We start from the raw sequence: 23,164 nt of genomic DNA, 5'->3' as shown, positions 1-23,164 counted from the left end.
CGGGAGAACATGTCTTCAGATGCAGGACATGAGATTATGGTCAGCCGGAGCATTCAGGCGGAAGGAACCTTCGGAGATCTTAAAGAAAACTACAGATACAGCCGATTGAGACGCCGGGGACTGGAAAACGTAAAATTTGAGGTGCTTATTGTGGCCATGGGACACAATATCAGAAAATTAAACAACAGAAATCGGATGAGTTGCCCAGAACTCGAACGTTATGGAAAATTAAAGGAGCAGAAAAGCGAAATCTGAAAAAGATTATAAACAGTCTTTTTGAGTTTTGGCTCTTTTCAGTGCGTTCAAAAATTGACTTGAGCGGAAAAACACATCATAAAACAGGATTGAATCAGATAAAAAGCATAGAAAAAGGGGCTGTAAATCTCGCTGATGAAAAATCAGTCGAAATTTAACAGCCCCTTCTTTCCAGACAGAAAAATTATAGAGGAAAGCCTTTTTTCTGGCGAAAAAAAATTGAAACACATCGTACTCGAAAAGCCAGGAAAACTCCAATTTGGTTAGTTTCACAATCTGGATATTATTTCATTATTGAAATCTAGTTTTGACTGACCATCAGCTCTGAAGAAAAAAGATCTGATTAGCCGTTTTGGCCATCAGATCTTTTAAAACTTATTATGATTTGATTTATACAAGTATAGTTTGGTTTGCCTGCTTCATGTAAGACTGCAGAAAAAATTGATTTTGAGTGATTTGGACATTCAACCAGACGAATGAAGAATCCAAAGAGAAAATCCGACTATAAAAGTCTGGCTTTCGGCAGCTTTGCAAGAGATGGGTAGGCTCTTAAAATCTGATCCATACTGGGTAAGGAATGTCCGCGAAGGATGGATAGTGGCAGATGACAGTATCCTCCGGGATTTTTCTGAAGGTAGTTTTGATGATAATCTTCAGCTTCATAAAAGTGATCCAGACTTCCCGTTTCGACGACCACTTGTTTTTTAATTTTAGCTTCGATATCAGAAAGCATCAATCTGGCCAATTCCAGAATCTGTTCGTCATTGGAATAAATTCCAGTTCGATAGTTAATCCCGACATCATTTCCCTGTTTATTCAGGGAAGTCGGATCAATGATCACAAAGTAGGCAGCAAGAATCTGTACAGCCTTGATTGGATCTTCATAGAAGAGTTCAACAGCTTCAGTATGTCCGCTTCCACGGCAGACCTGCTCATAAGTTGGATGTTCATAATTTCCATTGGCATACCCAACAACACTTCGAATTCCTGGAAACTGATCAAAAAACTTCTGAACTCCCCAAAAGCACCCTCCGGCTAAAACGATGGATTTCAACATAAACAGATACCTCTTTTATAAATGACAGAAAATAAATCTTAGATTATGTTCCCTGCTTTCAATTCGCTCAAAAAAGGAACATGGGTATTTCAATATTAACCACAATCAGACCAATTTGAAAATAAATAGACTGCCATGCAAAGATATTTGCCAGAGATTTCTTATACCTATATTAAAAACGCCGGTAAAAACCGGCGTTTTTCTCTGCAGTTCATAAGTTTTTTCTAAATTTGATCATCCGAGATTTGAATTGTTCAGTCCATATCGCGGACGTCGATAATATGCTGTTCTGAAGAATCCAGAACAATTTCAACTGGCAGTGTGATCTGATTGGCTTCATCGAGCTTATTCATCAGATAATCATACGCTTCCATTCTCAGCTCAGTACTCATCATCTCCAGATCAACATCACTCTGCTGGTATTCCGGATGCTCTTTGAGTGTCTCATTAAGCACATCCCGAAGGCCATACGATAAGTCTGAAACAGAGAAAGACTGTGGGTCAAGACTGCTTATTTCCACCGCAACAATAATTTCATTGTTTTCCGGATAAATATCTGTGATTTCCCAGCTATGAACCAAAGCCTGATTGTAGCTCTGAGCAAACTCTTTGGGCATATTGGTAGTCGATTGATCTTTAATTCTCTGAACTAACACTGAATTGGCTCTTTCAGGAATATTTGAAGTGTTTCCATCTTTGAGTTCCTGCAGAAAGGCTTCAGCCTTTTTAAAGGAGTTTGAATCAGGATCTGTTGAACGTAGTGGAAAGATTGCAAGTACAACTAATACCCCTACAATAATCAGGCATGCAAAAAACGCATACAGGCAAATTTTCTGAATGGATTCAAGCTTCTTTTTTGGTTTTTGTAAACGATTAGAATAACTGATGGTTCGTTTATAAATCTGCTTTTCTGAACCTGGATTCTGTTCTTTTTCCTGAGGGGAGTTCACGTCCTTATTCCTCGTCACTTTGTGCCGGATCTTCCTCGAGAGACTGATTACACCTTTTTTTCAGAGTCTGCGAGGGCTTAAATTTAGGAAGCCGCGTAGCCTGGATTTCCATTTTTTCTTTGGTTACCGGATTGATGCCCATTCGGCTCTTTCGGTCAAAAATATAAAATTTTCCAAAATAAGCGATGTCAATGACTCCGCCGCTTTCAAGAGCAGAACTCATTTCTTCGATCAGAGCATTAACGGCTTCGTGAGCCTGACGTTTATTTTTCAGATGAAGAGTGGATACTAAAGTATCGGCAAGGGTATCCTTGTTTACGTACTTTGGCATAGATTAAAACTCCCTCTTCAGATCTCTGAGCATCAGATCGCTGGCACACATGGATGGTTCTTTGCCTTCATAAAGAATCTGATAAACTTCTTCACAAATTGGCATATCAAGATTCTTTTCTTTAGCCAGTTCGTGAACGATTTTTGCGGTACGAATTCCTTCAACAGTTTTCTTGTTATTTTTCAGGAAGTGTTCTACCTCATTGGCCTTGCCAATTTCATAACCGGCCTGAAAGTTTCTTGAATTGAGTGAAGAGCAAGTAACGATCAGATCACCAACTCCGGTTAATCCGATGAACGTCTTTGGATCACCGCCAAATGCAGTTCCAAAGCGGATCATTTCCTGTAATCCGCGAGTGATTAAAGCGGCTCTGGTATTGTCTTTATATCCAAGACCGGAAATAATCCCACTGGCTATAGCCATTACGTTTTTAACAGCTGCTCCAAGTTCACTTCCGACTTCATCCGTACCTGTGTAAATGCGCAGATAAGGGTTCGAGAACAGAGACTGAACCATCTGGGCATCTTTTTCATTCTGGCTGATTGCATCAATGCTGGTGAGCTGTCTTTCAACAACTTCTTCAGCGTGAGATGGGCCAATCAGCGAAACGACGCTTGAAAGTTTGGCGGGATCCATGGCGTGACGAATCGCCTCTGACATTCTTTCATTGGTTTTTGGATCGAACCCTTTTGCCACATTGACTACGATCAGCTTTTTGTCTGCCAAATCACTGACCTGTTTTGCGACATCAGATATAAAAGCAGATGGAACGGCAAGGACAACCATGTCTGCGTTTTTGACAACATTCATGTCAGTTGTAGCCTTGAGTTCAGGGTTTAAATCTGTATTTGGAAAAAACTGTGAATTCTTGTGGTTGTTATTGATGTCATTGACCTGAGCTGGTTCAACTCCATACAAAATGACATCCTGATGATTATCTGCGAGAACCTGCGCAAGCGCAGTTCCCCAGCTTCCGCTGCCGATAACGACAGTTTTCATAAGTTATCGCTTCCTTGCTGTTATTTTTATTGGTGTTCCAATGAAGCCAAAAGCGTCTCTGAGACGGTTTTCGATATATCGAGCATATGTGAAATGCAAAAGTTCCGGATCATTGACGAATAAGACGATCGTTGGCGGATTAACAGCCACCTGAGATCCATAGTAGATTCTCAGCTGACGGCCGCTTTGAGCTTTTGGCGGATTCATCATCTGCGCATCAAGAATGACATCATTTAAGACATTCGTTGGAATGCGCAGTGTACAACTTTCATGAACTTCATCAATAAGTGGAATCAGATTCTGCACTTTTGCTCGAGTTAAGGCAGAGACGAAGGCGATTGGAGCATAATCAAGATATTTAAATTCCTCACGGATTTTTTTCGTAACTTCATTCATGGTATGCTCGTCCTTCTTTACGGCATCCCATTTGTTATAGACAATAATGACCCCTTTGCCCGCATCGTGGGCAAGTCCGGCGACATGTTTATCCTGGGCACGAATTCCTTTTTCTCCATCGATGAGAAATAAAACCACATCCGCCCGGTCAATGGCGCTGACGGCACGAAGAATCGAATACTTTTCAATGTTTTCGTAGATTTTGCCCCGTTTTCGCATACCGGCGGTATCGATGATCACGTATTCGCGTCCATCATAGGTGAACGGAGTATCAATGGCGTCTCTTGTTGTTCCTTCAATGTTGGATACAATCGCGCGATCTTCTTTTAAAATCGCGTTAACAAGAGAACTTTTTCCGACATTTGGCCGACCGATCACACAGAATGTGGTCAAGCCCTCATAAGGCCGCATTTCTTTATCCGGGAGCAGTTTGATGACTTCGTCAAGCAGATCGGCAACCCCCAAACCATGTGTACTGGATACAGGCATCGGATCTCCAAGTCCTAACTGATAGAAATCATAAATTCCCAGTCGAATTTTTTCGTTGTCTGCTTTATTGACGGCAAGAAGAATGGGCTTATTGGATTTCTGCAGCTTGCGGGCAATGAATATATCATCCTGTGTCATTCCATCCTGTGCATCACATAACATGATGACAACATCTGCTTCTTCTAAAGCAATTTCGACCTGAGCATTGATTTCACTGGCAAAGTCCTGATCTTCAAGCTGAATTCCACCAGTATCAATCAGCCAGAATTCCTGGGTCAGCCATTCTCCAAGACCATAAATACGATCTCTGGTTACGCCTGGCTGATCGTCAACTATACTCTTGCGCTGACCGATCAGACGGTTAAATAAAGTGGATTTGCCGACATTTGGATGGCCGACTAAAGCTACAGTTCCTCGAATCATAAAAGACCTTCTTTCTTGAGTCTCTCGTTTACGACCTCACAGGCCTTTGCTACGGTCTGTTCGATGTTTAATTGGCTGCTGTCAATGACGACAGCCTGATCGCTTATTTTCAGCGGAGAAATCGCACGGTGCCGATCCTGATAATCACGCTGTTCAATCTGTCGAAGCACCTCTTCATACTCGACGGATTTACCGTTTTCAAGATCCTGAAGATAACGGCGTTTAGCTCTGGCATCGGCTGATGCATCCAGATAAATCTTTACCAGAGCATCAGGCAATACAACATCACAGATATCACGGCCATCGACAATAAACCCCTGTCTTGAGGCGATCTTTTGCTGGAGTTCAACCATCTTCTGGCGAACGGGTGCTTTGGATGCATAAAGAGAAGCGAGCATGGAAACTTCTGGAGTTCGAATGATTTCACTGACATCAATACCGTTGATGATCACTCTTCCATCTTCAGGTAGATCCAGAACGGCACTTTTTAAGGCATTCTCAATAGCCAGATCGTTTTCAGGATCAATTTTCTCCTGATTTAAAAGCCAGGAAATCGCGCGATACATCGCTCCGGTATCCAGATGCTTCATCTGATAAATCTCAGCAAGCTGATCAGCAATGCTGCTTTTTCCTGCTCCGCTTGGCCCATCAAGGGCTATGTTGAATTTCTTCATTTCGTTCTACTTCCAATAACAGCCGGATTTCCCGGCTTTCGATTAAAGACATAAATGATGCTGGTCCTTTGGTTAACTGCTCATTACCTAAAGTCAATGGTCTGTACTTCACAGACCTCTGACAATGCAGCTGGCCCATCAGTAAATTTGGGCTGTTTTTGTCTGATTTAGTTTTTTTATAATGGTTATCTTAACCCGCTGATTAAAGTTAGTACGATTAGGGTAACCATTTTTTAATTGGCTTTGTCTCTTTTCAGGATCCCTGCTGGCAGAAAACAAGAAAAAACGAGTCGAATATTCTATTCTTTCTTCTTTGCAATACAAAGTCTGAATGAAGGTTCAGATCAGAAATTGGATTTGATCAGCATCTGAATAAATATTTCTTCCAGATCAGAGTTCTAGAAGATTCCTGTCGAATAAATCATGTAAAGTGTTGCGGCAATCGCGATAATCAGTAAAACGATCAGAATACTCAGGATAATATTTCCAGCTTTGCTGGCTTTGCTCTTTGGAGATGGTTCTTCATCGTAGCTGTCGATATCATCGTAATGAATTCTTTCTGTGACTGAAGAATAGGCATCAGACATCTTTTCTGTTGTCTGCATCGACTTTTCTTCATTGACCCGGGCTTTTTTACGAGCCTTCTTCATTTCCCGTCTGCTGGCATATTTAGCCGGCTGTTCCTGAGACTGGCGAATGGTACGATCAAAATCATCGGCTCCAAGATCAAACATTTCCAACTGATCATGATCAACGGGCTCGTCAACGATAAGGTCAGTCAGATTAATCTCAACCGCTTTAGTCTTTTCGTTGTCATCTTCTTCTGGAGTTTCTTCAAGAATGATTTCTTCCTTCTCTTTTCTGGCTGGAGCCACCGTTGACATTGGAAGAATATCGGTATTGAAAAGATCCTTCTCATCGAGTGCTGTTTTTCTGGCAGGACGTGTGGTGACTGGTTCGGTTCTGCTTTCCTGACCAAACAGAGCATCGACGTTCTGCTTCATTACATTCATTGTTGTTCCGCCGGCATCTTCATTGGGTTCCATGGTTTCCATGTGTGCATTTCGACGGCTGTTCATGGATTGTGAATTGGTATCTAAGGTTTTTAAAATATTGATCTGCGTATCCTGTGCTGCGCGATCACCGTTATCGATATTATACTGTTTCACTTCTCCAAGAAGTTCATCCATAACCGTGGAAGTCTGAATCGGTTTTGGCGATTCGTTCACACTGGGTTGAACATCATTGGCGTGAAGTGCTTTGTTCTGAATTCGATTGCTTCTGGTAAGCTTAATCTGCTCGCCTGGAGTGGTCTGAGCGACAGTGGTTTCCTGATCCAGCTGATCACGCAGTTCCTGAAAACGGGCAGTCCTTGACAATTTTGCCATAATTTCCCCCTTTAAAATCGTCTTTCATTATAACAAAGAAAAACCGCATCTTACCTTGTGAAGACATAATTTCATGCTTTATATAAAAGCGAATGAGCATATCTGATTTTGATTTGTTGATCCATAAAGAAAAAAACCGCTTTCGCGGTTTTGAATTTAAGATTATGAACTAGTCCTTGCTGCGTCCGGAATATTTTCCATCAGCAGTGTTTACAACAATTCTTTCGCCTTCTGAAATGAACAGAGGAACTTTTAATTCTAAGCCGGTTTCAAGTTTCGCGGTCTTCATTGCTGAAGAAGTGGTATCTCCCTTAACAGCTGGTTCGCATTCAATTACTTCAAGAACGGCTTTATCAGGTAAGGAAACACCAATAATTTCGCCATCAAAGCTTGTGATGTTTACGTTGTCGTTGGCTTTAACAAATTTACGTTCCCATTCCAGACGGCCAGTAGGGATTTCAACCTGTTCATAGGTTTCATTATCCATGAATACCATGGCATCATCTGTATCGTACAGGTACTGCATTTCACGCTTATCGATCATTGCAGGTTCAACTTTGTCTCCACCGCCCCAGGAAAGTTCCACGTTGCTTCCTGAACGAAGATTTCTGACTTTGGCTTTTACAACCATGGCAGAACGGGCAGTTTTGTTCTGAGAAATATCGAGAACGACGTAAATTTCACCATCCTGCTGAATGGTCTGACCTGGTTTTAAATCATTTGAGCTGATCATATGGACTCCTTTGTTATTAACATGAATTTGACATGTTTTACCGTTTAAATTTTAAAATTATTTTTTCTCTTGTCAACGACCGTAAGCCGCTTATGAGATTGAGCTGATAGATTAGAGCTTTCAGGCTCATAATTCAGTTTGTTTTTAACAATGGCTTCAAAGGTAATAAATGAAAGATATTCATTGAATCGGCTCCAACAACTGAATATAAAAAAACGGCTTGCGCCGTTTTCTTGATACGTCAGCCGTATCGAAAGGAATCGATATGAATCAAATCTTATACATGATCAGGAAGGATCTTTGCATAAGAACAGGAAGTGAGCCGTCTTCCTGTGATCATCTACAGTTTAGTCTTGCAAACTTTGCTTGTAAACGCTTTTTCCAGTAAACTCTACCATTTAAATATCATATTTTCATCAGATTTTTATTTTTAAATATGAATCATAATGGAAAACGAAAAATATTTATCTTATTTGGATAAGATTTGTTGAGTTATTTCTGAAATATTCAGAACCTAGTCTGTGAATTCTCTTTTGATACTGAAAAAGCCTCCTGAAAAAAGGAGGCTGAACAGCAAATTTTAATACTCAAGTAAATAGGTAGAAATAATTATTTTATTTCTCCTGGTTCAATGAAAAACGTCATTTCATTCAAATCGAGTGAATGAATAGACTTATTCCTTTGAACTTAAATATTCATGCATAGCGGCAGCGGCTTTTTTTCCTGCTCCCATTGCTGAAATCACAGTAGCCGCACCAGTCACTGCATCTCCTCCAGCATAAACCCCATCCTTGGTTGTCATTTCGTTTTCATCAACGATCAGACAGCCGCGGCGATTGACATCAAGGCCTGGCGTAGTCTGGCGAATTAATGGGTTAGGTGAAGTACCGATCGCCATAATCATGCAATCCGCATCAATAATGAAGTTGCTTCCTTCCACAGGAACTGGTCTTCTGCGTCCGGATTCATCAGGTTCTCCCAACTCCATTTTAATGCATTCTACAGCTTTGATGTGACCATTTTCGTCTCCAAGAACAGCTACCGGATTATTCAGCAGATCAAAAATGATGCCTTCTTCCATTGCGTGTTCAACTTCTTCCTTACGGGCAGGAAGTTCTTCTAAAGAACGACGGTATACGACATGAACTTCGGATCCTAGTCTTCTGGCGCAGCGGGCAGCATCCATGGCTACATTTCCTCCGCCGACTACAACTGTTTTTGTGGGATGTTGAATCGGAGTACTGGAATTTTCATCATAAGCCTTCATCAGGTTATAACGGGTCAAAAATTCATTGGCAGAATAAACTCCGTTGAGCGCTTCACCTGGAAGATTCATAAAGTTAGGTAGCCCGGCTCCACTGCCGACAAAGACAGCTTCATACCCATCATCCATCATTTCATCAATGGTTGAAGCACGGCCAACGACAAAGTTGGTTACGAATTCGACGCCAAGATCCTTTAACTTATCGATTTCATGAGCGACGATTGCTTTAGGTAAACGGAATTCGGGAATTCCATACATCAGAACACCGCCTGGAGTATGCAAAGCTTCAAATACGGTGACTTCATAACCAAGTTTAGCCAAATCCCCTGCTGCGGTTAATCCAGCCGGCCCTGCTCCAACGACCGCAACTTTATGACCATTTGGCTCTGCTTTTACAGCAGGCGTTTCTCCTTTTTCTCTCATATAGTCAGCGACAAAACGCTCAAGACGTCCGATGGATACCGGTTCTCCCTTGATTCCGCGAACACATCTGGCTTCGCATTGACTTTCCTGAGGACATACCCGTCCACAGATAGCAGGTAATGAGCTGGTTAAAGAGATGATTTCATAGGCTCCTTCAAAATCACCTTCAGCTACCCTGGCAATAAATTCAGGGATATGGATATTGACTGGACAGCCAGCTACACAGGGTTTGTGTTTGCAGGAGAGACAGCGTTTGGCTTCATCGATTGCCATTTCAGCAGTATATCCAGTCGCAACTTCATCGACATTATGGATTCGGACTTCCGGATCCTGAACAGGCATTGGATTTTTATCCATTCTCATATTTGGCATCAGGCATCCACCTCCTTGTTCAGAAGATTGCAGGCTTCTTCATATTTATGTTTTTCAAAATCCAGGTATTGACGATTTCTCTTCATGGCTGCATCAAAGTCGACTTTATGACCATCAAAGTCTGGTCCATCAACGCAGGCAAACTGCATTTTTCCATCGACTACCAGACGGCATCCACCACACATACCGGTTCCATCAATCATGATTGGATTCATGGAAACGATGGTTGGAATATTGTATTTCTTTGTCAGTTCGCAAACGAACTTCATCATGATCAGCGGTCCAATCGCAATCACCCGATCGATTTTCTGTCCGTTCTGGATCAGTTCTTCCAATTTGGCAGTAACCAGACCTTTTTGACCAGCACTTCCATCATCACTCATCAGATAGAACGCATCGGAAGTATCTTTGAATTCATCTTCAAGAATAACCAGATCTTTGTTTCTGAAACCAACGATACTGGTTACATTTTTTCCAGCTTGCTTAAATGCCTTGGCTGTTGGCCAGGCAATGGCGCAACCAACTCCTCCGCCGATGATCACTACATTTTCACCTTCAATTTCAGAGGGTTTGCCTAAAGGTCCGGCAAAGTCATGGAGCGAATCACCCTGTTTTAAAGCGGAAAGCTTGCGGGTTCCGGCACCGACAATCTGGTAAATCACGCTGACGGTTCCCTTTTCTGGATCAGCGGAAGCAATGGTAAACGGAATTCTTTCTCCATCTTCATCCGTACGAAGAATAATAAACTGACCGGCTTTCGCCTTGGCTGCTGCATTTGGCGCATAGACAGTGATTTCTTCAACAGTCGGATTCAGAATTCTTTTTTCTGTTATCTCAAACATTTGAGGATCGGTCTCCCTTTCTTATACTTAATCATTCATTCTTTTTTGAACTTTTATAATAGTATCAGCACCATTCTTCTTTTCCAAACTCGAACAGAAGAAAAATCACTAAAAAAACCAACTATTTGCCGTATTTCATTCAATTATGGTAAATAAATGGTACAAAAAAGATAATAAAGCGATAAAAGATCCCAAATGAACCACTTATGATCTGCCGTATTCAGATTAAAATGACCGTGCATAGCTCATCAAATTCTGTCAGATACAATCAAAGCAGATCATCGATTTGAAACGTTGAAGGTGCCGGTATGTGGATGAGAATCCTTTACAAATTGGAATCAATTCAGCTGCATCCTGAAAAAAAAGACCGGAATGGATTGGGCATCACATTCCGATCGATTTAATGCTGACTGGTTTAATTGTTGTTTCAGGAAAGATCGATCAGATCGAAATACTTCAGATCTTTGTTTTCAGAAGTTCCCATACAATAATTTCGATTGTCGACAAAATCCAGAAGATCCTTTTTAGCGAGTTCATCTTTTGGTTTTGCACAGGCTTTTAAAAACAGAGGAATAGCTGTCAGTGCTTTTTTCATTGCAGAATCATAGAGATCAAGAAAGGATTCATAAGATTTTTGACCAGTTTGAGGATTTCTCCATAATTCATGTTTCAGATTCATAATATCGTAATTATCTTCCGGGATATTTGGCACCGCATAACCCGCCAGCTGATTTGGTCTTCCGATCAGTTTGTCAACCATCTGAGCTGCAGGAATTTTTTTATTATGAGGATCTCTGAACAGTTTTTGCATGAAGTTCCAGTCATCAAGAGTCTCAGCAATTACATGGGCTGGCAGATTGTCATCAAAAATGGAATTGAGTGCTGGAATATAGACTCTTGCGATGGCTCGTTTCATCCATAACGGAGAATCTGTGACTTTCTTTGTAATATCAAAGGATTCAATCGTTTCGTTTTTCTTCAGCTTAAGCATCAGGGAATCCAAAATGGATTCATACCGATGATGAGCGTTGACTGACATCCCCTTACAGTTTCCTGTCCGGTTATAGATCAGAGGATGAGCAGATGAATCCAGAGCCCAGTGGCATAAATGACCAGCTGTATAAGCAATCATATCTTCTTTGATTTCAGGATCTTTTTCATTCCAGATGCTGTTGATGGCACTTGAATAAAAATCATTGACATTGCCGGAATGAAGGCGGCTTCCCAGTTTTGGAAGCCTGGATTTCTTATAGAAATCTTTCGGATTCATATGGTGAAAAAACAGAATATCCGGTCCATTCGACCCGATTTCAAAAATCTGTTTTCTTTCATCGAGAGAATCAATTTTAAGGATCTCTAAAACTTCATCAGCAAATAAAGTGTGAGTAATGATATTTGGCATTTCTGGTTTCCCTTCCCGAAAAATCCAATCACTGTTTCTCTTTAAACTTAGCTATGGAATGGGTGATCAGGTTTTTTCGCTTATTCTTCATTCCTGGTTTTTGGTTTGGTTCTGGACGGATCTTCAGGATCACTGTTTAAAACAGCCGTTTCCTGGTCATTATCTTTTGGCGAAGCTGGCTTAACACGTTTTTTTGATTTTCGTTTTCTTCTGTGAATTTTTGTCGATTCTGTCTGTTTTAGAGCCTGTTCTTTTGCTTTCTTCTTTTTTGCTGGTTTTGTGTTTTTTAGATCAGCAAGCTTATCCTGCAAGCCATGTAAAATGATCATTTCCGCCTCGGTATCCATTGCACAATACGTATCGATCCGTTTTGCCAGCGAGTTTCTTTCCGCCTCATCATGACTTGCGCAAAGCCTTCTATATGCTTCAATTGCATCCAGTCCATTCTTAACGGGAAGTTTTGAGTAACCATCCTGATCTGAAAAGAGATTCATCATCGTTTTTAAGGAATAATGACCGCGTTGGCGAATGTCATAGTAGATTCCCTTTTCAAAAAGAACAGAAAGATCCAGCATACGGCTGCAGATTTCATTCAGCTGTTCTTCATATTCCGGAAACTGTCTTGCTAATTGGATGAGCCTGAGTTTTTCGGCTCCTTCCATGTTATATACAATGACACTTCCGTGTTCAGGAATATTTTTTAGCAATGTTTCGATAAATTCTTTTCGCCCGTCTCCATGCTTAAAAAAGCCGGTATGACGGATTGTTCCATCTTCATTTTCTACATGCATTGAAAATTCAAAACAGAGAACATCATATGGAATCATTCGATCATAAGGCGGAAACGCAAAAGTATCCCACTCGAAATCGAGATAGATTCTTGGCCAGGCCAATGAGGCAATCCAGTTTTCAGCCGCTCTTGCATCCAGGAAAACTCCGCCGTTTCGATCGGCCATAACCTGAGAAAACTGTAAAGGACTGCCTTCGATCTGATATGGATCCGCTTTAGCCAATGTATCCTTTCCCTCTTCGAACATTTGTGCTCGTTTAGAAGCAGAGCTTAAGAACAGAATTGAACTATCATCGAGACTGTCTTCGTTAAAACAATCGTTATAATACGCACATCTTCTCGGAGCTAGACAATGCCGGTTTCGAACAGGAACGGCATCTTCTTCATTTAAAACCTGTTTAGCTTGCCTGATCTTCTTTTCGAGATCATTTTCAGAGAGATACTCTGCAATCTGATCATCGATCGTTTTTTCATATGGAGTTCCTGATTTTCTAAGCAGATGTCTGCCCTCAATAAACAGCTCATCAGGATTCAAATCTCCATTGCGGACGTATTCACGATTGAGATATACGATTTTATGTTTCTTTACATGAATTCCCATTCCTTCAAGAATCCATTGATCCAACGCCATCATTTCAATTAGAATTTCGGTTGGATTGGCTGAAAGAATCGGATAGATTGCTTCATAATCAAAATCTTCATATCTTTTTTTTCGTTTTTTTGATGTCTTCTTTTTGGATTCCTGAAATGTTGACTCTTCTTCTTCGTAGATCGGAAATAAGAAAGGGACCTTTGTTCGAATGCCGTCTCGTTCAAAACGAAGCCGAATGCCGCCCTTTTTTTGTTTAAGAAGTTCAACAGTTCTTTCCATTGGATCGTTAAGCCGACCCTGCGGAATGTTTTCGACCTTAACTTTCTCTTTTGCTAAATCAAAAAAAGGAGCGATCAGATTCGCAAAGGGCTCATGCTGCCCTTTTTTATGCTGATGAATATTGCATCCCAGTCTTGGACAGTGCCAGACATTGATCAGATCGGAAGCATGAATCATAATTAAACACTCCTTAAAAACAGCAGATATTCTACCTGAATCAACTTACAAATTTTAATCTTTAATAATGATAAGCGCCTGCCATAATACAGTGCGGATTAAATTCCATTCAAAAAAAATTCGAAACTGTAATCAAAACTATAATAAAGCGAATGGTCTTCATATTCTTCTGATTCGACTTCATAAGGATATGAAGATTCATCAGGATCTTCCTCTGGAATTCGATTTAATCATCAGGATCCAGAGAAATACCGTAAACTTTAGCGATCGAAGCGATCCTCTTTATGTACTCATCGCGGAATTCTACAGGCAGGATGAGCTCGACAGCATCACCGAAACGAAAAAGAAGCTGATATACCTGATACTGATTATCGGCGGTAAAAGAAAATACACATTTCCCATTTCGGTTTTCCTTCTGGCTCAGCTCACGCCCTTTAAAATCTTCCCGAAATAAACGGGCGTGATCCGGATTCACTTCAACTTCATAGAGATTAAGTTTCCCTTTAAAAGCGGAATCTATACCGATAAAGTTTTTGAAGTTAAAGTTTGGATCCTTTGTAAATCGCCTTTGAGTCAATTTGATATCAAGCATTCGCTCGTCTGAAAAGCGGAAATTACGAAAAGCCTTGGCTGAATGAGACCAGCCAATCATATACCAGTTGTCTTCGATGTTTACCACGTGATAGGGATCGACTAGAATACTCGCTGGTTCATTGACTCCTCTTTTCATATACGAAAGCTCAACAGAATAAGAACTTTTCATGCTGGCCAGAACCTGACTGAGCATTTCTCTTTCGTGATCGGTTAAACCAGAATGTCGATCTACAGAAAATGAATACCCAATTTCAGGCATTTCCCGATTGGAGTAGGAACTGCCTGCAGCGGCAACATCATCCATAATCTCTTCGAACTGGTCACCTTCGGCAAATTCAGCATGTGCTTTGATAAACTGCCTCGCATGAGCGAGTACCTGAAGCTGTTCCTTGGTCAGTTTGGGAATCTGGATTAAATCTCTATCATCGAGATAGTATCCCCCATATCTTCCTCTTTTCTCTTCAATGTGATAGCCTGCAGCTTCAAGCTCTTTTCGAAATTCTCTGATATTTCGCGGATTGGTTTTCAACAACTCTGCGAGTTCAGCGGTTGAAACAATGTCTCTTGATTTGAGTATTTTAAGCATTTTTATGCATAATGCGGCTCGATTCATAACACCTCTTCTGTCAAAATTCAATATGACAACAATTCCCATAATTCTTTGAAACTCATTGTCTTCAGTATAAATCAATAAATCTAATCTTCGTTAAGAATGTCAGTTAACAATGTCAATTATTCTCTGCTAAATTCTGCAAGTACTGTTCCTTGAAAAATCTGAAACAGGAATTCAATAATCGACTGACCAAAAATCGAGTCTTAACATTAATAGATATAAGAAAATGCTCCTTCAAACCAATTACTGCCAAGCAATCGGACAAAGGAGCAATAAAAGTTCAAATGTTCCCAATGATTAATGAAGTTCTTTTAAGTAAGATCAATATGGACATCCATCAATGAATTAGTCATAGAATCTTTAATCTATTTTTCAGTAGTATCCTTGTCCGTTTGAAGATTGCTGACGGTCGGGTCCCATTTTGAATTTTTGGCATCCATTCTTTTCTGGGCCTGAGCTTTGATCAGTTCATAGATGACCGATGCAATTGGAATTGAGATGATCATTCCCAGAATTCCCGCAAGACTGGCTCCAATCGTAATGGAAACGACGACAAACATTGGAGGCAGTCCAACACTCTTTCCAACGACATTGGGATAGATGAAATTTCCCTCCACCTGTTGAATGCAAAGAAACATAATCAAAAATGTGACCGCTTTTCCCGCTGATTCCATCAATAAAAATAATGTACATAAGATGGCTCCTGCAGTTGCGCCAAACATAGGGACGAGCGCACAGATTCCGCAAGAGACGCCGATAAGGACGGCGTAAGGAATGTTGAAGATTAATGAGAAAGTGCTCACTAATGCGGCAAGAATGATGCATTCCAGAACAGATCCTCCGATATACTGCGCAAATATTCTGCTGACCATACTGATAAAACCATGAGTAGAGCGAAGAAAACGTTCGGGAATCCACGCTCTGGCAATTAACTGACAGATTTCTATGAACTGACTTGTATTAAAGAATGTGATTATCGCAAATACGATCGATAGCAGCAGAGTCCATAACCATGAAAATGTATTTGAAATAATATCGCTGATTGATCCTAAAGCGTTTCCTGCGCTTCCCGCGCTGATAAATCCGGCCAGTTCCCGAATTAGAGCTGGAGCATCCGATAGCAGCTTTTCATGTTCCAGAATCCAATCATGGATCGCTGGAATATCCTTACTGCGATTTAACATTTCGTTATAAAACTTATCATAAACAATGGGCAAATCTCTCATCAGCCGGTCGATGGAACTGATCAGCTGTGGAATAATGAATGAGAAGACCACTAACAAAAACAACAGAATGATCAGAATCGTCAGGATTCGATAATAAATCATGTTTTTTGCATTGACTGGAGTATGAAAAAAACGATGCATCAGTCTGGTAATGACTGAACAGAATGTATTTAAAACGAAGGCCAATATTCCTCCGATAATAAATGGCAGGCAGATCCAGATGGCTTTAGCGATAAATTCAAAAATTTCTCCAGCGTAAATCACCAGAAGTCCCAACGACAGTGTAAATAATATCAGTCGTCGATAAAGAATTTCGCGGTCTCGATATTTTGGCGGTAATTTTAACATATTTTGTCCTCGAAACAATTTTACCTGTTTTTATCGAACAGGTCATGGTTCACAAATAAGAAACTGTACGAAATCCGTTTTCAATTTTGCAAAATTATAAATCTTCTTTATTGGATCTTTACACTATATTTAGATCTGATTAAAATTTGTCCATTGACGAGGTAGATTATGTCCACAAAGTACATTTTTGTTACAGGCGGTGTGGTCTCTGGTTTAGGAAAAGGAATTTCTGCAGCCAGCATCGGCCGTCTTCTTAAAGCCCGCGGTTATAAAGTAACCGCTCAGAAACTTGATCCATATATCAATGTGGATCCAGGAACTATGTCCCCTTACCAGCATGGAGAAGTATTTGTTACAGACGATGGTCTTGAAGCCGATCTTGATTTAGGTCATTATGAACGTTTTATTGATGAAAATCTGCACACCTATTCAAACCTGACTACTGGCCGGGTATATTGGAATGTTCTCAATAAAGAACGTGAAGGTAAATACTTAGGACAAACTGTCCAGGTGATCCCTCACATCACAGATGAAATCAAAAACTTTATTCTGGAAGCCGGAAACTATGCCAATGCCGATGTAGTCATTACAGAAATTGGCGGAACCATCGGCGATATTGAATCGCAGCCATTCCTTGAAAGTATCAGGCAGGTCGCTTATGAAGTCGGCCGAAACAACTGTCTGTTTGCTCATGTTACCTATATTCCCTACATCGATGGATCTCAGGAGTTCAAATCCAAACCGACTCAGCATTCGGTTAAAGAGCTTCAGAGTTTTGGTATTCATCCGGATATCATTATCGCAAGATGTGAAAAAGATATTCCGCAGTCCGTTCTGGATAAGATTTCTCTGTTCTGCAATGTAGATAAGGAATCGGTTTTTCAAAACCAGACCCTTGAATCACTCTACGAAGTACCATTAATGCTCGAAGATCAGAATATCGCCAAGAACATCTGCGAAAAGCTGTCCCTGGAAAATCGACCAGCTGACCTTGATGAATGGAGAGCCATGGTCGATGAAATCCATAATCCAACCAAAGAAGTCACAATTGCTCTGGTCGGTAAATATGTGGCCTTGCATGATGCCTATCTTTCCGTGGCTGAAGCTCTGCATCATGGCAGTTTTGCCAACCATGCCAGATTGAATATCAAATGGGTGGATTCAGAACACCTGGAAAATCCAGATGAAATCTTTGCGGATGTCGATGGAATCATTGTTCCTGGCGGTTTTGGAGGACGAGGAATTGAAGGAATGATTTCTGTTGCAGGTTATGCCAGAGATAAAGGAATCCCCTATCTAGGCATTTGTCTGGGAATGCAGATCGCTGCCATTTCCTTTGCCAGAGATGTATTAGGATTAGAGGATGCTAACTCCTTTGAATTTGATGAAAATTCCCAGCATACAGTCATCGATTTCATGGAAAATCAATCCAATGAAATTAAAAAGGGCGGGACTATGCGTTTAGGCTCTTATCCATGTTATGTTCATGACCGCAGTCTTCTTCACATGCTGTATCAAAAAGATCGTATTGAAGAAAGACATCGTCACCGCTATGAATTCTCCAATAAGTATCGTCCCCGTTTCGAAGAAAATGGGATGATGATTTCAGGAACCAGTCCGGATAACGCCCTCGTAGAAGCCATTGAATATTCTGATCATCCATTCTATGTGGGGGTTCAATATCATCCTGAATTCAAATCAAGACCAAATCATCCTCATCCATTATTTACCGGTTTAATCAACGCCTCTTTGGATTCGAAAAACCATAAACAAAAAGAAGAGGAAGAAGCAATTTCAGTTTTTGAAAATGCTCTGAGCTGATTCGATTATCGGAATAAGATTAAAAATATACAATTCACCTTAATTTTCTGATTAAAAGGCGTCTTCGACGTCTTTTTTTTTACCTTTAAAAATCGAAAAACCAAGACAATTTCCGAATGATTTGTTTAATAAATGGGAATTGTGTCGTTTATTTATTTTTTCACAAGCGAAGTAACCGTTTTCAATAATCTTTAAAACGTTATTAAAAAAACCGCTTGAAGATTACTGGTTCATCAAATATCATAGTACAGGACCTGCGGATCAAAGCGTTTTTAGACAGATCTTTCAATTGTTCTTATCAAATCATCTGCGAGAATCAGAGTTCTGATCTGATTTGTGTTTCAGGGTACCAAAAGTCCATCTGTCATAAAAAATGGTAAAATCTAAGCGGAATAATTGTAAAATCAGGAGGCAATACACATGAATAAGAAACTTGCTGCAGCTGCTATGGCTGCAATGATGCTGGCTGCTTGCTCCAGCTCTTCCGATGATGCTGCAAACAGCACTGCTGGAACTCAGACTGAAGCAACAGTTACAACTGACGGTGCAGAAACTACTGCCGTTCTTACAAAAGAAGATGGAAAACTGACTGGTGTTTCCATTGATGTTGTAACTGAAGAAGGCGATTCCAAGAAGGATCTTGGCGCTGATTACAACATGAAGTCTGATTCTAAAATTGGTAAAGAATGGAACGAACAGGTTGAATTCCTGGAAAACTACATTCTTGAACATGGTGTAGACAGTGTTAAACTTGATGCTGATGGCTATGCTGAATCCGAAGATGTTAAATCCGGATGCACAATCAACCTGAAAGACATCATGCAGGCTGTTGACGAAGCAAACGCGAAGTAGTTTAAATCAACACAGCAAACTTTATTCTCATTTTCAATCATGAATGAGCAGATAGCCCGATATTTTCGGGCTTTTTTTTATATGTCAATCCATGGAAAACATAGTTCATTGCATAATAACAGAAAAAAATAAAATCCCCGAATGAAGCGGTGTTCGACAGCAGCGTACCGGTCTTCGTCCGGGGATTTTTTATTTGTATGATTTAACTCAATAATTTTGATCAGATGGAATATTTTACTTCATAATCACGAAGAATATCGGAATACTCACTGCGGTTTTCTTCAGTATATTTTCGAAGAAACCGATGCACATCAAAGTCCTGATTGGAGAATTTGACGATATCGAGTGATATATTTGCGCAATGATCCACAATTCGGGTCATATCCGCAAGAATATCAGCCTGGACAAATCCCATTTCCATGGAGCATTTGCCTTCCTTCAGACGTTTGATATGGCGTTTTTTTATGTCGTTGGAAGATAAGGAAATCAGCTCCCGCAATGGGAAGACCCGTTTGGCATCTGCTGCATCATTGTTCAGGAAGGCTTTAACTGCCAGTTCCGTTGCCTCTTCCATCGCTGCAGCAATGACAGTCAGTTCATCGATTGCAGCCAATGAGAAAGTCTGTTTCTTTTCGTTCATGGATTTGGCTACATCTGCAATCTGAAGAGCATAATCCCCCATCGCTTCAAAATCAGCGATGGACTGCAGAGATTTTGAGATATTTCTGGATTGTTCCATTGAAATTTCAGAACTCGACAGGCGAACCAGATATTTTCCCAGCTTATCTTCGTATTTATTCAGGGTGCTTTCAAGTTCAGCCACTTTTTTGTATCCTTCCGGAGAATATTCTTCCAGAAGACGGATAGCACGTAGAACATTTTTCTTTGCCTTTTTTGCCATACCGTCCATCACTTCCATGGATGTAGCATAGGCAATATCCGGATTATTTAACAGACGCGCTTCAAGTTTTTCAAAATCACCTGTATCTTCGAGTTCTGCAGCATCTGATGGAATAATGATATAAGCTAGTTTCTTGATCAAAGGAATAAACGGCAGTAAAAGCGTATTAAAAACGAGCCTGAAACCAGTGTTCGTCAAGGCTGTGGAGAACGGATCCATCGTCATTCCGGCAAATGGAATCAGACCTGCCGCTGCTAGCGGATAGAAGACAAGGCATCCCAAAAGCAGGCAGATGATCGAAATCAGCAGATAAATAAACGAAGTTCGTTTCCCGTTTTTATTGGCTCCGATTGCTGATAACAAAACTGGAAACGATGCGCCTACTCCAATACCCATAACTAATGGGTATACAGATGCAAAACTCAACGCTCCAGTGGTTGATAAAGCCTGCAGAACTCCGATAGCAGCTGAAGAAGACTGCAGAATACCTGCAAAGAGAATACCAAAAAGCATGGATAAAAAGGGATTGGTCAGATTCTTCATCGTATCGATGAAAATCGGATCACTCTTTAACGGAGCGACAGCTCCTGACATCATTGACATCCCAGTCATCAAAACCGCAAACCCTAAAAGGATATTCCCGGTATGCTTAAAAGTATCTTTTTTACCAAACATGGTCAGCAGAACACCAATGATCGCCATCACCGCAGTGATGGTAGTACTTGAAAAGTAACTTGCCCAGCCGGCTCCTTCGATATAGGACATACAGACAATCCATCCGGTAATCGAAGTACCGATATTGGCTCCGAGTATGACACCAATCGCCTGCGAAACTTTCATCATTCCAGAATTTACAAATCCAACAACCATAACAGTGGCAGCAGAACTTGATTGAATCACGCAGGTGACTGCGGTTCCAAGTAAAAATCCCTTCACGGGGGAATTGGTCAATTTATATAGAATGAGCTCCATCTTATTTCCAGCGACTTTTTTTAAGCCATCCGACATACTGCTCATTCCAAAAAGGAACAATGCGACCCCGCTGAGAATTTTCAGAACCATTTCAGTATTTGAATCCATTCAAATTTTCCTTTCTCTGAAATATTCCAGCAAAACAAATCTGTTAGTTCTTATTGTTCCAAAACCCATTCTGAATAACAAGACTAAAAACAAAATGGACGGATAATCTGCACATATTTATATCCTGTCTAACAGAAGAATCACATGATTTGCAATGTTTTAATAACATCCGAATTCGTGATTGATTATCTTCTCATCGTATTGTATGTTCCACTTTATGAATAAGTTTCAGAGCAATACAGGAAAAGCCGGCAGATTGGTTTCTTGTTTTCTGCCATAAAATTCTACCGATGCTGAAAACTTACTGTATCCTCATTGAACCGAAATCAGCTGTTTGCAATAAACTGTTTTTGAATTCAATGAAGAATAAAGATACAAAAAAATACCGGATCTTTATCAATCGATCCGGCCGGAGCTCTATTTAAAACTTCATTTTAGAGCTGTATTTCATAATTTGAATTTGATTCAATAAACCACTGCTTCAAACCACAGTTTCATAGATCTACTCTTTTCGATTGCCAAAGGTTCTATCTTTGAGGGAAGATTCATTTTTACAATAAGCCATCAATCAGGCGCTCAGCTCAAGAATTTTAAAATCACCTGGTTCAAGGTGAATCTGTCCATTGACTTCTTCAATCTGATCATCGAATAAATTTTTTGTCTGACCCTGATAGTTCACAGGAATATCCACTGGATTTTTATCGATATTGATGCAGGTCCAGATCGTCTGTTCATCGTTGCTTCTTTGATAAATGCACCATGGATTATTAATGGCAATCTGAGTATAATCCCCATTTCGCAAAGCAGAATTCCCGGTATGAATTTTGGCCAGTTTTGCCACAATTTCCGAGAGTTCGTTGGTCACTGGAATTTCGACTTCAGGACGTATTTCTGTATCGTTCTGATTTTTCATCCCTTCAATTCCCCATTCACTTCCATAATAAATACAGGGAATACCTGGCATCGTCATTAAAATAGTATACGCAGCAGGCAGCAGGTCCTTGTTTTCCAGCACGCTTGCAATCCGATTGACATCATGGTTATCCAGAAAGGACAACAGATTTTTACCTGTGTATAAACACCAGTTTTCCTTGCCAAACTGACGATTGAAGGAATATAAAATCTCATAGAAGTTTTTGGAGTTCAGACTTGAATAAATTCCCTTCTGACATTCGTAGTTCGTTGCTGAATCAAGCATTTCTGGATTTGCAATGGTGTTGTAATCTCCATGGACCATTTCGCCAAGAAGAAAGAATTCAGGGTTTTTTGCTTTGACATGCTGATGCAGAGCTTTCATAAAATCATGATCGAGGCAATAAGCCACATCTAAGCGTAATCCATCTGCACCCAGTTCATCCATCCAGAAATCAACGCTGTCAAGATGGTACTGAATGACTTCCGGATTTTTCAGATTGAGTCTGACGAGCGGTTCATTGCCTTCCCAGTTTTCATAATACAGATGATCATCAAATCCATTGTTTCCATTAAAATCAATGAAGAACCAGTCTTTGTATTTTGAATTCTCTCTGTTTTTTAAAACGTCCTGAAAAGGAGGAAATTCTCTGCCGACATGATTGAAAACAGCATCATAAACCACTTTCATATCATTATCATGTATCTTTTCAACCAGCTTTTTTAGGTCTTCGTTATCTCCTAAACGGCTGTCGACTTTTCTGTAATCCGTTGTATCATAGCCATGCGTAATGGATTCAAATAGAGGGTTGAATAAGATGGCTCCAATTCCTCTTTCCTTTAGCGGTTTAATCCATGCTTCAAATTGATTCAACCGGTGAGTCAGCTGATGATCATTTTCAAAGGGAGCTCCTGCAGCTCCTAATGGATAAATCTGATAAAACACTTTTTCATCAAACCAGTTCATATTGTCCTGCTTTC

General features: G+C 40.4%; 19 protein-coding genes. 3 read left to right on the top strand and 16 right to left on the bottom strand.

Features of this window, described 5'->3' with window-relative positions:
- Window positions 1-255 (top strand): transposase (locus BO222_RS04810; protein ID WP_075817320.1); only part of this gene is annotated, 255 nt, incomplete at its 5' end.
- Between the two features lie 502 nt (window positions 256-757).
- On the opposite strand, the gene msrA is transcribed toward BO222_RS04810, so the two are convergent.
- The 14 genes from msrA to BO222_RS04740 form a co-directional block, all read right to left on the bottom strand.
- The gene (gene msrA, locus BO222_RS04805) at window positions 758-1,312 is read right to left on the bottom strand and encodes a peptide-methionine (S)-S-oxide reductase MsrA (RefSeq protein WP_075818869.1); all 555 of its coding nucleotides are present in this window, start codon (window positions 1,310-1,312) and stop codon (window positions 758-760) included.
- A gap of 254 nt (window positions 1,313-1,566) precedes the next feature.
- A complete protein-coding gene (locus tag BO222_RS04800; RefSeq protein ID WP_143356940.1) occupies window positions 1,567-2,280 on the bottom strand; it encodes a hypothetical protein in 714 nt (237 codons plus the stop codon).
- Window positions 2,267-2,593, bottom strand: a complete 327-nt coding sequence (locus BO222_RS04795) for an HU family DNA-binding protein (RefSeq protein WP_075818865.1) — start codon at window positions 2,591-2,593, stop codon at window positions 2,267-2,269. The genes BO222_RS04800 and BO222_RS04795 overlap by 14 nt, the downstream gene beginning before the upstream one ends.
- A 3-nt stretch (window positions 2,594-2,596) precedes the next feature.
- Window positions 2,597-3,592: an NAD(P)H-dependent glycerol-3-phosphate dehydrogenase gene (locus BO222_RS04790; RefSeq protein WP_075818863.1), complete on the bottom strand. Its 996-nt coding sequence runs from the start codon at window positions 3,590-3,592 to the stop codon at window positions 2,597-2,599.
- A gap of 3 nt (window positions 3,593-3,595) precedes the next feature.
- On the bottom strand, window positions 3,596-4,900 hold the full coding sequence (der, locus tag BO222_RS04785; protein WP_075818861.1) for a ribosome biogenesis GTPase Der: 1,305 nt from the start codon (window positions 4,898-4,900) through the stop codon (window positions 3,596-3,598).
- Window positions 4,897-5,574, bottom strand: a complete 678-nt coding sequence (gene cmk / locus BO222_RS04780) for a (d)CMP kinase (RefSeq protein ID WP_075818859.1) — start codon at window positions 5,572-5,574, stop codon at window positions 4,897-4,899. The genes der and cmk overlap by 4 nt, the downstream gene beginning before the upstream one ends.
- Before the next feature lie 398 nt (window positions 5,575-5,972).
- Window positions 5,973-6,962, bottom strand: coding sequence for a hypothetical protein (locus BO222_RS04775; RefSeq protein ID WP_075818857.1), 990 nt, complete (start codon window positions 6,960-6,962; stop codon window positions 5,973-5,975).
- A 169-nt stretch (window positions 6,963-7,131) separates the two neighbouring features.
- The gene (gene efp / locus BO222_RS04770) at window positions 7,132-7,695 is read right to left on the bottom strand and encodes an elongation factor P (RefSeq protein ID WP_075818855.1); all 564 of its coding nucleotides are present in this window, start codon (window positions 7,693-7,695) and stop codon (window positions 7,132-7,134) included.
- A 673-nt stretch (window positions 7,696-8,368) separates the two neighbouring features.
- Window positions 8,369-9,754 carry an NADPH-dependent glutamate synthase gene (gene gltA / locus BO222_RS04765; RefSeq protein ID WP_075818854.1) on the bottom strand — a complete coding sequence of 462 codons (1,386 nt, stop codon included), beginning with the start codon at window positions 9,752-9,754 and terminating at the stop codon, window positions 8,369-8,371.
- A complete protein-coding gene (locus BO222_RS04760) occupies window positions 9,754-10,596 on the bottom strand; it encodes a sulfide/dihydroorotate dehydrogenase-like FAD/NAD-binding protein (protein WP_075818852.1) in 843 nt (280 codons plus the stop codon). Before BO222_RS04760 ends, gltA begins: the two co-directional genes overlap by 1 nt.
- A 427-nt stretch (window positions 10,597-11,023) precedes the next feature.
- Window positions 11,024-11,998, bottom strand: a complete 975-nt coding sequence (locus tag BO222_RS04755; protein WP_075818850.1) for a zinc dependent phospholipase C family protein — start codon at window positions 11,996-11,998, stop codon at window positions 11,024-11,026.
- An 80-nt stretch (window positions 11,999-12,078) separates the two neighbouring features.
- The gene (locus BO222_RS04750) at window positions 12,079-13,836 is read right to left on the bottom strand and encodes a DUF2779 domain-containing protein (protein ID WP_075818848.1); all 1,758 of its coding nucleotides are present in this window, start codon (window positions 13,834-13,836) and stop codon (window positions 12,079-12,081) included.
- A gap of 226 nt (window positions 13,837-14,062) precedes the next feature.
- Window positions 14,063-15,043 (bottom strand): helix-turn-helix transcriptional regulator, encoded by a 981-nt coding sequence (locus tag BO222_RS04745; protein WP_158024556.1) that lies wholly within the window; start codon window positions 15,041-15,043, stop codon window positions 14,063-14,065.
- A gap of 365 nt (window positions 15,044-15,408) precedes the next feature.
- Window positions 15,409-16,617 carry an AI-2E family transporter gene (locus BO222_RS04740; RefSeq protein WP_075818844.1) on the bottom strand — a complete coding sequence of 403 codons (1,209 nt, stop codon included), beginning with the start codon at window positions 16,615-16,617 and terminating at the stop codon, window positions 15,409-15,411.
- A gap of 168 nt (window positions 16,618-16,785) precedes the next feature.
- On the opposite strand from BO222_RS04740, the gene BO222_RS04735 reads away from it, so the two are divergent.
- Window positions 16,786-18,438, top strand: coding sequence for a CTP synthase (locus BO222_RS04735; RefSeq protein WP_075818842.1), 1,653 nt, complete (start codon window positions 16,786-16,788; stop codon window positions 18,436-18,438).
- A gap of 420 nt (window positions 18,439-18,858) precedes the next feature.
- Complete coding sequence (locus BO222_RS04730) at window positions 18,859-19,290, top strand: hypothetical protein (protein ID WP_083647675.1); 432 nt, start codon at window positions 18,859-18,861, stop codon at window positions 19,288-19,290.
- Between the two features lie 220 nt (window positions 19,291-19,510).
- Here the strand turns inward: BO222_RS04730 and BO222_RS04725 are convergent, their stop codons facing one another.
- Complete coding sequence (locus BO222_RS04725) at window positions 19,511-21,271, bottom strand: Na/Pi cotransporter family protein (RefSeq protein WP_075818841.1); 1,761 nt, start codon at window positions 21,269-21,271, stop codon at window positions 19,511-19,513.
- Between the two features lie 568 nt (window positions 21,272-21,839).
- Entirely contained in the window at window positions 21,840-23,150 is a 1,311-nt protein-coding gene (locus tag BO222_RS04720; protein ID WP_075818839.1) for an alpha-amylase family glycosyl hydrolase, read from the bottom strand.
- Between the last annotated feature and the right edge of the window lie 14 nt (window positions 23,151-23,164).

Source organism: Ileibacterium valens, from assembly GCF_001945525.1.
In the GTDB taxonomy this organism is placed as follows: Bacteria; Bacillota_I; Bacilli_A; order Erysipelotrichales; family Erysipelotrichaceae; genus Ileibacterium; species Ileibacterium valens.
This window is presented reverse-complemented; position numbering and strand designations above follow the sequence as displayed.

Bases quoted from the DNA above. Each gene is read 5' to 3' on its own strand.
- msrA (WP_075818869.1), bottom strand. From the start codon at position 1,312: ATGTTGAAATCCATCGTTTTAGCCGGAGGGTGCTTTTGGGGAGTTCAG.
- BO222_RS04795 (WP_075818865.1), bottom strand. From the start codon at position 2,593: ATGCCAAAGTACGTAAACAAGGATACCCTTGCCGATACTTTAGTATCC.
- BO222_RS04790 (WP_075818863.1), bottom strand. From the start codon at position 3,592: ATGAAAACTGTCGTTATCGGCAGCGGAAGCTGGGGAACTGCGCTTGCG.
- der (WP_075818861.1), bottom strand. From the start codon at position 4,900: ATGATTCGAGGAACTGTAGCTTTAGTCGGCCATCCAAATGTCGGCAAA.
- cmk (WP_075818859.1), bottom strand. From the start codon at position 5,574: ATGAAGAAATTCAACATAGCCCTTGATGGGCCAAGCGGAGCAGGAAAA.
- BO222_RS04775 (WP_075818857.1), bottom strand. From the start codon at position 6,962: ATGGCAAAATTGTCAAGGACTGCCCGTTTTCAGGAACTGCGTGATCAG.
- efp (WP_075818855.1), bottom strand. From the start codon at position 7,695: ATGATCAGCTCAAATGATTTAAAACCAGGTCAGACCATTCAGCAGGAT.
- gltA (WP_075818854.1), bottom strand. From the start codon at position 9,754: ATGCCAAATATGAGAATGGATAAAAATCCAATGCCTGTTCAGGATCCG.
- BO222_RS04760 (WP_075818852.1), bottom strand. From the start codon at position 10,596: ATGTTTGAGATAACAGAAAAAAGAATTCTGAATCCGACTGTTGAAGAA.
- BO222_RS04755 (WP_075818850.1), bottom strand. From the start codon at position 11,998: ATGCCAAATATCATTACTCACACTTTATTTGCTGATGAAGTTTTAGAG.
- BO222_RS04750 (WP_075818848.1), bottom strand. From the start codon at position 13,836: ATGATTCATGCTTCCGATCTGATCAATGTCTGGCACTGTCCAAGACTG.
- BO222_RS04745 (WP_158024556.1), bottom strand. From the start codon at position 15,043: ATGAATCGAGCCGCATTATGCATAAAAATGCTTAAAATACTCAAATCA.
- BO222_RS04740 (WP_075818844.1), bottom strand. From the start codon at position 16,617: ATGTTAAAATTACCGCCAAAATATCGAGACCGCGAAATTCTTTATCGA.
- BO222_RS04735 (WP_075818842.1), top strand. From the start codon at position 16,786: ATGTCCACAAAGTACATTTTTGTTACAGGCGGTGTGGTCTCTGGTTTA.
- BO222_RS04730 (WP_083647675.1), top strand. From the start codon at position 18,859: ATGAATAAGAAACTTGCTGCAGCTGCTATGGCTGCAATGATGCTGGCT.
- BO222_RS04725 (WP_075818841.1), bottom strand. From the start codon at position 21,271: ATGGATTCAAATACTGAAATGGTTCTGAAAATTCTCAGCGGGGTCGCA.
- BO222_RS04720 (WP_075818839.1), bottom strand. From the start codon at position 23,150: ATGAACTGGTTTGATGAAAAAGTGTTTTATCAGATTTATCCATTAGGA.